The organism is Enterobacter sichuanensis, assembly GCF_002939185.1.
In the GTDB taxonomy this organism is placed as follows: Bacteria; Pseudomonadota; Gammaproteobacteria; order Enterobacterales; family Enterobacteriaceae; genus Enterobacter; species Enterobacter sichuanensis.
Genome location: NZ_POVL01000086.1, coordinates 1 through 9,468, shown reverse-complemented (window position 1 = coordinate 9,468; position 9,468 = coordinate 1). Strand labels below are relative to the sequence as shown.

5 protein-coding genes and 2 pseudogenes are annotated in these 9,468 nt (G+C 43.3%); 2 read left to right on the top strand and 5 right to left on the bottom strand.

Annotated features, from left to right (window positions below; genetic code table 11):
* Nucleotides 1-805 precede the first annotated feature (805 nt).
* Nucleotides 806-1,783, top strand: coding sequence for a hypothetical protein (locus C5687_RS22790; RefSeq protein WP_001033549.1), 978 nt, complete (start codon nt 806-808; stop codon nt 1,781-1,783).
* 205 nt (nt 1,784-1,988) lie between these two features.
* Nucleotides 1,989-2,387: pseudogene (locus C5687_RS22785) on the top strand (5'-nucleotidase); the annotation flags it as partial.
* Between the two features lie 184 nt (nt 2,388-2,571).
* On the opposite strand, the gene C5687_RS22780 reads toward C5687_RS22785, so the two are convergent.
* The 5 genes and pseudogenes from C5687_RS22780 to C5687_RS25140 all read right to left on the bottom strand — a co-directional run.
* The gene (locus C5687_RS22780; protein WP_000117288.1) at nt 2,572-2,910 is read right to left on the bottom strand and encodes a 5-fold beta-flower protein; all 339 of its coding nucleotides are present in this window, start codon (nt 2,908-2,910) and stop codon (nt 2,572-2,574) included.
* A gap of 220 nt (nt 2,911-3,130) precedes the next feature.
* The gene (locus C5687_RS22775; protein WP_104558043.1) at nt 3,131-6,247 is read right to left on the bottom strand and encodes an HsdR family type I site-specific deoxyribonuclease; all 3,117 of its coding nucleotides are present in this window, start codon (nt 6,245-6,247) and stop codon (nt 3,131-3,133) included.
* A 116-nt stretch (nt 6,248-6,363) separates the two neighbouring features.
* Nucleotides 6,364-7,536 (bottom strand): restriction endonuclease subunit S, encoded by a 1,173-nt coding sequence (locus C5687_RS22770; RefSeq protein ID WP_057072951.1) that lies wholly within the window; start codon nt 7,534-7,536, stop codon nt 6,364-6,366.
* On the bottom strand, nt 7,533-9,089 hold the full coding sequence (locus C5687_RS22765; protein ID WP_057072952.1) for a type I restriction-modification system subunit M: 1,557 nt from the start codon (nt 9,087-9,089) through the stop codon (nt 7,533-7,535). The genes C5687_RS22770 and C5687_RS22765 overlap by 4 nt, the downstream gene beginning before the upstream one ends.
* A gap of 202 nt (nt 9,090-9,291) precedes the next feature.
* A pseudogene (locus tag C5687_RS25140) lies at nt 9,292-9,468 on the bottom strand (hypothetical protein); the annotation flags it as partial.

Genomic DNA, 9,468 nt, shown 5'->3' with positions numbered 1-9,468 from the left:
ATTAGAAGAACCCCGTACCGTAAGGTGCGGGGTTTTTTGCTTTGGGCGTTAGAAAACACGCCGGATGGCGGCTTCGCCTTATCCGGCCTACGAAACCTGTCGGCCCGGTAAGCGCAGCGCCACCGGGTATGGATCACACGGCAAAGAGAAACAAGAATACTAAAGAAGGGATTTATAAACGCAGAAAAGCAAAAACCCAGCCATAGGCTGGGTTCTTTAAATAGTGGTGCCCGGACTCGGAATCGAACCAAGGACACGGGGATTTTCAATCCCTTCAAAAAAGACCAAACGATCCATCAGCACTAACAGTTTTTTACTGGTTTACCTTGAGAAAAATGTTTAAGTTTGGTTCTTCATGACTTAAGTATTGCTTAAATACGGCGTTTCGAAGCTACCATAATCCTACCATCAAATTGCCTTGGTTTAAGATGGCCCATCTTCGTATCCCAGTTCTAACAACTATATTGCATTAGGTGAGAGTACTTCATAATGAGCAAGCTAAAGCAATTAGCTCTTCAGAGATATCTGGGCTGATTCTGGTTGTTATGAGCTGCAACATCTGACGTCCTCAGGTTAAGGTTTACTAAGATAAGTTTGTTTTCTTCGAAAGCTCTTGATGTTTCATGACATTGGCTAGATCGTGAACATATTGAAAGTTCGAGATAGTCACGGTAAACCTCACTTAAAGCAATTACAGTAACTAAGGTTACTACTACGTGGAGCAATTTTGATATAGTTGGAGAGAATAAAGAAGAGTTCTGTTGTTCCAGGCTCTTGGTCTCGTTGAAGCACAAAAGGATAGGGTGTGAACAAAATAAAAGCTGACTCAGATTTTCTTGTTAGTCATAAAACTAAAACATTGATTGGTATGACTTTGTTCGTACTTAAGGCAAGCCCTAATGTTCCGTTTACCGCCAGGCAATTGGCAATCAAAGTTTGCGAAAGCTTTCCTGAATACGCAGAAAAGAAACTTGCTTCATCAGAACATCTTTCGAGTGTTGAAGACCTAATCTCCCAGGTAGCGGCAGAGATAGGCGCCCAAAGACCTTCGCTGGTTAAGAGAAATGCTCATATTAATGTGACGGCAGGAAAACCTAGAAAGTATCTTTGGTCAGATGATGAGGCAAAGGGCATACAATTAAATAAAGATATCTTTGTCACGGATGATGCTGACGTTTCTGATCCCCATGGCGAATTTTATTCTGAGCATGAATTATATCCTCTTCTAAGCGAGTATACTTCGAGTTCATTAAACGTGCTTGTTCGTCGTGTAGATGAAAAGAAATCCAAAAAGGGAGCCTTCAAGAGTAATAAGTGGGTACATCCAGATGTTATAGGGGTCCAGGATATTGGTCATAATTGGTCGTCCTTGACTAAGGATGCGGTTTCAATTCTTGGTGGTAAACGTGCTTTTCTTTGGTCTTTTGAAGTAAAAAAATCTTTAGTTATTTCGAACGTTAGAGAGGCATACTTTCAGACCGTTTCTAACTCATCATGGTCTCACTATGGCTATCTTGTAGCTGCAAGCATTGAGAATAACTGTATTGATGAGTTAACTGTTCTGAATGCGGCACATGGTATTGGCGTTATCCTCCTCGATGTACATAATCCGTCTGAAAGTCAGATTCTTCTTCAAGCAAAAGAAAAAATAAGTTTAGATTGGCAAACTATTAATCGTCTTATTGAATTGAATCCAGACTTTAAAGAATATATTGATTTGATAAACCAATTCTCGTTAAATAAAAAACTTAAAATAAACGAATGGGGTATTGAATATGAATAGGTTTTTTCTCTTAATCAATTGTAAACGTTAACTAATAAAGGTCTTAGGAGATAGTTATGGCTTATGATTTGACTAATACTCTGGTCATTGGTATTAGGGAAGGTGCGAATAAGTCACCAAACGCAAAAAAACGCCTATGTAAGTGATTGAATTTAATTGACTAAAAGTTTCATTTTCGTTGCGGAGGGTACTTATTCGCACCCTCCTTAACAGTTTCCATGCACAAGAAAATGCCAAGCAAAATGAACCTTTGGCGGAAGGTCCTTATGCAATGCTGCTAAAAAAAATAGCGAGATTACAAGACCGATTACCTGCAAGAGTTGATTATTCACCGATAAGAATTGCTCTTGTTACAGCAAGAAATAGCCCATCCGAGCTACGAGTTATAAAAACATTAAGAGCTTGGGGGATAAATGTTGATGAGGCATTCTTTCTGGGTGGGGTCGAGAAAACAAAAATACTTAAAGCTTTCAATCCTCATATATTTTTTGATGATCAAGATGTCCACCTTGAGCCAGCATCAGTATATGTCCCTTCAGGCCGAGTACCTTATGCTTCTCGCTCACCATTATATCAGCAAATATTGTCAATCAAGCCAGCTTAATTTATGTCAATGTCATTGCCCTGATGAGTCGGGGCGGAACTATCATCATGGTCACGAATTTTTCTCAGATGACAGTTATCTGCCGAAGATAGTCTTGCAATAAAATCTATCGTTTAAATAAACTATGGGATTCGGTATTTTTTTTGATGTAAAAATAAAAAGATAATATCATAAATGTTAAACCTCAAAATAGCCGAGCAGCAAACGCCAAAACAACAATACTGACATTACCATTAACTGTCGCGATGGTTCTGAGTCGGTCGTCTTTAAGTGTTTTACCATCAAAAGTTGCGATGGTGCGGAGTCGATCGTCTTTCAAGGTCTTCCCATCAAATGTTGCGATGGTGCGGAGTCGGTCGTCTTTCAGGGTTTTACCGTCAAAGGTAGCGATGGTGCGGAGTCGGTCGTCTTTCAGGGCTTTACCATCAAACGTCGCGATGGTCCTCAGTCGATCATCTTTCAAGGTCTTGCCATCAAAGGTCGCGATAGTCCTGAGTCGATCGTCTTTTATAGTTACGCTCATAAGTATTCTCCTGTGATGCATCTATTCAGTACTTTACCATCCAAAATCAAGCAGTGGTTTCTGTGAGTTCTGGACGCTAATTGTTTGAATGTGCGTTAAAAATTCATCCAGTTAGCATTAACATTAACCAGCGCTTCATCGATCATACAGGTCTGACGCAGTTTAAAAGATACAATCTTACCTATAAATTGCGGTGGCGCATTGTTCTTTTATCTGGCTACTAGAGGTGTCCACCAACCCCTTTAAATTTTTCGATAAACGCCCCAATTTTCTGGAATACAGTCTGCTTTTTCGTTTTGTACTGAGGATTCAACGGACTGAGCTTTGGTAGCGTCTCGTTTAACTCCGTCCCATTTTCGGTAGCATATTCCCGTTTTAGTGATGTGCGGATATAGCGCCTTGCAGCCTCTTCATTGAGGTTTTCTTCCTTAATCAACGCCTCTGCTTCCCTCTGCTGTTCACGCTGAGCATAGGTAAAGAATGCATCAATGATACTGGCTTTGTCGGGCATGTCATCAAGGTTAGTTTGCTGAATAAAGTCAACAATCAGACCTTCTTTGGCACGGTTGCCCAGACTTGAGCGGATTAAGCGTCTGACCTCTTCAGTCAGGGCTTCTTTACCTTTTTTCTCTCTGTTGTGGTCGAAAATCAGGCCAAGAATGTAGTCCAGGTTAATTTCCTGCGACTTGAGCAGGTCAATTTCAAACACCACGTCATCCCAGTCTGTGGTTGATTTATCCCTGTCGTTTGCTGCTTTTTCGCGTCGCTGCCAGTCCCGGATATCATTGTATGCTGAGCGATAGTCTTGAACTTTACGTTCTGCCGGGAGACGAATGGTTTGTAATTCAGCAAATTTTTCATCATCCACATAGTGCTCTGCTTTAAAGGTTTCTACCGCTTCCGGGTCACTAATATCAACCTTCTGCAGGGCTTTCAGCGTGGCAAATTCATCATAGTTTTGAAGGATGTTTTCTGCCCGCAGATATTCACCAAACAGTTTGACGAAGGCTTTTTTCTCTTTTTCACTGTCGATACTGGCAGGGTCAGGGAAGCGCTGCTCCAGCTCCGAAACAACAGCCATAAAACCTCGTTTAGCCTCACCGGTTGCCGCATCGGTAAAGCCCTGCATGTACTCTTCGTAGCTTTTTTCCAGCACCACATTCTTGGTGTTTTTGTCGCCAAATAGTGTGATGGCATCAATGGTCGGACGCTCCAGGTCCCTGAAAGTCACGATATTGCCGAAGGTTTTGGTGGCATCATAGATACGGTTTGTGCGGGAAAATGCCTGCATCAGGCCGTGATAACGCAGGTTTTTGTCAACGAACAGAGTGTTAAGCGTCGGGGCATCAAAGCCGGTTAAGAACATTCCCACCACGATGAGAAGGTCAATATCCTGATTTTTCACTCGTTGAGCTAAATCGCGGTAGTAGTTCTGGAAGCCGTTACTGTCGGTACTGAAATTGGTTTTAAAGTGGTTGTTATAGTCATCAATGGCTGAATCCAGGAATTCCTTTGCGCTGCTGTTCATTGCGCTGGTATCAAAGCTTTCGTCAGTAATATCACCAATGGCGCTTTGCTCTTCATTTGCAGCAAAGGAGAAGATGGTTGCAACCCGAAGGCGTTTATAGCTGCCAGATTTCTTCTCCGCTTCTTCCTGTAGCATTTTAAACGTCGTGTAATAAGCTTTTGCCGCATCCACGCTGCTAACTGCTAACATGGCGTTAAAGCCCTTAGCTCCCGGGAAGGTTCGGTGTGTTTTCTGCCGGAAGTTATTGATAATGTATTGCGTTATTTCCTGGATACGTAGTGGGTGCAGAAAGGCCTGGTGGTTTTCAGCCGCGCTGAGTTTTTTCTCATCAGTTTCCGTTTCAAGAGACTTAAACTGTGGGCGGACATCGTTATAGTCCACCTTAAACTTCAGTACTTTTTCATCACGAATCGCATCAGTAATGACGTAAGAATGTAATTCACGCCCGAAGACGCTGGCGGTGGTTTCTGCCCCCAGTGCATTTTCCGGGAAAATAGGCGTACCGGTAAAACCAAACTGATAAAAGCGTCTGAATTTCTTTTTGAGGTTTTTCTGGGCCTCACCAAACTGGCTGCGGTGACACTCATCAAAGATAAACACCACCTGCTGCTGATAGACGGGCAGGTCAGCTTCGGCTTTCATCAGGTTATTGAGTTTCTGAATGGTTGTGACGATGATTTTGTTATCGTCCTTATCAAGGTTTCTTCTGAGGCCTGCTGTATTATCCGAACCATTGACACTGTCCGGAGAGAAGCGCTGGTACTCCTTCATGGTCTGGTAATCGAGGTCTTTCCTGTCGACCACGAAGAAGACTTTATCGATAAAGTCCAGCTCAGTAGCCAGACGTGCGGCCTTAAAGCTGGTCAGGGTTTTTCCTGACCCTGTGGTATGCCAGATAAATCCACCGCTTTCGGGTTTTGACCAGTTCTTCGCTTTAAATGAGCTGTTAATTTTCCAGAGGATTCGCTCAGTGGCGGCAATCTGATAGGGGCGCATGACGAGCAGCGTCTGGCTGCTGTCAAACACGCTGTAATTAAACAGAACATTCAGCAGGGTATGTTTCTGGAAGAAGGTGGCGGTAAAGTCCTTCAGGTCCTTAATCAGAGTGTTATCCGACTTCGCCCAGTTCATGGTGAAATCAAAGCTGTTTTTATCCCGCTTAGTGGTACTGGCAAAGTACCGGGTATCGGTTCCGTTAGATATCACAAACAGTTGCAGGTATTTAAACAGGGAGTTGTCGCTGTTAAAGCTTTCCTTGCTGTAACGGTGTATCTGGTTAAAGGCTTCACGAATAGCCACGCCGCGCTTTTTGAGTTCGATTTGCACCAGTGGCAGGCCGTTAACCAGAATGGTGACGTCATAACGGTTAGCGTGTGAGCCGGTCTGTTCAAACTGCTGAATGACCTGCACCTTATTGCGCAGCAGGTTCTTTTTATCTATCAGATAGATGTTTTCCAGACGACCGTCATCAAACGTGAAATCACAGATATAGTCGATATGGATTTTACGAGTTTTGTCCAGGCTGCTGTCACTGGGGCTGTCCAGATACTGCTCTGCGAAGCGCCGCCATTCACTTTCGTTAAACACCACACCATTAAGATGCTGAAGCTGGTCCCGTGCATTCGCCAGCATCGCTGTCGGTGACTTAACGGATATAAATTCATAGCCCTGATTCAGAAGGTCCTGAATCAGTTCCCGCTCAAGATCCGATTCGCTCTGGTAGCTGTCGCCGTTCTCCAGAACTTTGGTGTATTTATCAAGGACGATAAAGTTATTGGATTCAGCAATGGTGTGTATCTGTTGTGTCATGGTGCATCCTGTGCGTCATCTGGCAAATTCCGGAAGGGTATCAGAAGCATCTTCCGGCATTCTTAAAGCCTGATACCGGGCGGGTGAGAACAAACCCTGCCGGTATCAATGGTCCGTCAGTTGCTGGCGGTTTCTGGTCTCGGGAAGCTGAACAATAAATCACGATAGTACTCGTACTGTTTATGGCGCAGCTCGATTTCGCGCGGGAGGCCTTCTGAAATCGACTTAGTGTAAGTATCGAATTTATCAAGAGTTTCAACGATCTGAACTTGTTTGATGAGTGAAATTATTGGTATTTTTACTTCAAGTATTTGACCTTTACGCAAATTTGTTTGATCAACACCATTGTCATGTTTCAGCAATTGCGGGGTTCTATTTAAAAAATAGTGCAAAAACTTAGGGAGTAATTCATTACTGTTTTTTACTGTAATTCCACCAATACGTTGGTTTAAAGTGTATTTATGATCTTCATCAACAATAAATGTTTTTGAAAGTGCTTTGCCATTGGGCAGGTCACTCATAACCAAAAGAATATCGTCTTTAAAAAGAGGGCATAGCTGTTTGTTTGATAACTTGGCGACTTCGCCATTGGTAGATATAAACTTAGAGTTTACAACAATATATTTACCGTCTTCTGATATGTCTTTTTCATGCCCCTTTCCATTAGCAAAAGTTGAGACTTCCTCCAAAGCCTTCCACTCAACCTCACCCTCATCAAAACTCAGCAACTGGTCGCGATAGTAGTTGTACTGTTTTTTGCGCATGTTAAGCTCAGCGGTAAGCTCAGCGGTAAGTGCAGTAAACTTATCCAGAATCCGAACGATTTCAGACTGGATGGCAAGGGATTTTTCCGGATTATCCGGGCAGGGGATTGGGAATTCAAGTTTTTCAATTACTGACTTTGAGAGACGCGGAATACTGGCACGGCGTACTTGTCCTGAAATTTTATTCTTTTGCGTCAACAAAAAATGAAACAAAAACCTGTCATTTATGTATTCTGGTGTGATTGCGAAATGAACATCGTCGGCAGCCCAAAATTCATTTTCGCTATAACCAATTTCACCGGCTGCACCCGCACAGATAATGAACGAAGATTGAGCTGCGACATTATACTCATGATAGTAACCGAGTGGTGTCATGCTGTTTTGGTAAACCGCATATTTACCTCTAGTTTCTAACTGAGATTTTACGAGCCGCCTTCCGCGCTGAAAATTTACAACATCTCCCAATGATTTCCACTCAACCTCAACCCCATCCAGCAATTTTTCCAGATAACTCAACTCGCTCATTTCTGCACCTCGCAGCCTTCAATTTCAGCCACAATCGCATCAATATCTTTACGCAACTGGTCGATTTTGCTGACCGTAGTTTTAAGCTCTGCATTTAGCTCAGCAATATTGATAATTTCGCGGTTATCTTTCGCTTCTACATAGCAGCTCACCGACAGGTTATAGTCATTAGCGACAACGGTCTCAAACGCGACAGATTTCGCCAGATGAGCAACATCTTCCTTGCTGGCAAATACCTGCATAATCTGTTCGATATGGGCATCGGTCAGGATATTGTTGTTGGTCTCTTTTTTGAATAGTTCGCTGGCATCAATAAACTGAACTTTGGTATCCGTTTTATGTTTAGACAGCACCAGAATATTGACGGCAATAGTGGTGCCAAAGAACAGATTCGGTGCCAGTGAAATCACGGTTTCGACATAGTTATTATCAACCAGATACTGACGGATTTTCTGCTCCGCGCCGCCACGGTAAAAAATACCGGGGAAGCAAACTATTGCTGCACGCCCTTTAGCAGACAGGTAGTTCAGCGCATGTAGGACAAATGCAAAGTCCGCTTTTGATTTCGGGGCCAGTACACCAGCTGGAGCAAAGCGCTCATCGTTAATCAGGGTCGGGTCGTCACTGCCAATCCACTTAACCGAGTACGGAGGGTTAGAGACAATCGCATCGAACGGTTTTTCATCGCCAAAGTGAGGCTCAGTCAGGGTATTCCCCAGTCTGATATCAAATTTGTCGTAGTTGATGTTGTGCAAAAACATGTTCATACGTGCCAGGTTATAGGTCGTATGGTTGATTTCTTGTCCGAAAAAGCCTTCTTCAATGATATGGTTATCAAACTGCTTTTTAGCCTGCAATAACAGAGAACCGGAACCTGCTGCCGGGTCGTAGATTTTGTTAACGTGGGTCTGCCCGTGCATAGCCAGTTGTGCAATCAGCTTAGAGACGTGCTGCGGTGTAAAGAACTCGCCGCCTGACTTACCAGCATTCGCCGCATAGTTAGAAATCAGGAACTCATAGGCATCGCCGAACAGGTCAATCTGATGTTCGTGGAAGTCACCAAGTTTTAGCCCTTCAACCCCTTTCAGAACCGCAGCCAGGCGGGCATTTTTATCTTTAACGGTGTTACCCAGGCGGTTACTGGTGGTATCGAAATCAGCAAACAAACCTTTGATGTCAGCTTCTGAAGGGTAACCGTAAGCAGAACTTTCGATAGCAACGAAGATGCTGTTTAAATCTGCATTCAGTCTGTCATTGGTATTTGCTTTCGCAGCTACGTTGCAGAAAAGCTGGCTTGGGTAGATGAAGTAGCCTTTGGTTTTGATGGCATCGTCTTTAATGTCATCAGTAATTACGCTGTCATCCAGTTTCGCATAACAGATACTGTCATCACCGGCTTCAATATAGCTGGAAAAATTTTCGCTGATAAAACGGTAGAAAAGTGCACCGAGTACATACTGTTTAAAATCCCATCCATCTACGGAGCCTCTGACATCATTGGCAATGGCCCAGATTTGACGGTGTAGCTCTGCACGCTGCTGAAGGCTTGTCATTTTGTATCCTGTTGTATGATTCTTAAGTACTGCTATTGGCCCGATTTTATCGCAATTTCATTCCGTTGGCAGGCTTTGCATGTCATGCGTTGTACTGAGTGTTCGTTTGCCCGGTTATGTAACCAACGCTCTTTCAGTCAGGCCAGTAGAAACGTTGTGCTGACAATAAATACTGAGGCCCCAACACTTTCGGGGCTTAAGATCAGTCAGTGAGAATTTCTTCATCCGTATCCATTGTGGATGGTGATGAATCTATTTTTGTTGTAAGAAACACCCGACTCAGTAGTCTTTGCTTCAGGGCGTTTCTTCGCTCATTGTAGAATTCCGGGAAGCGACTGAACTCAATATTTTCATCTGAAACTAACAACATTGATGGCGA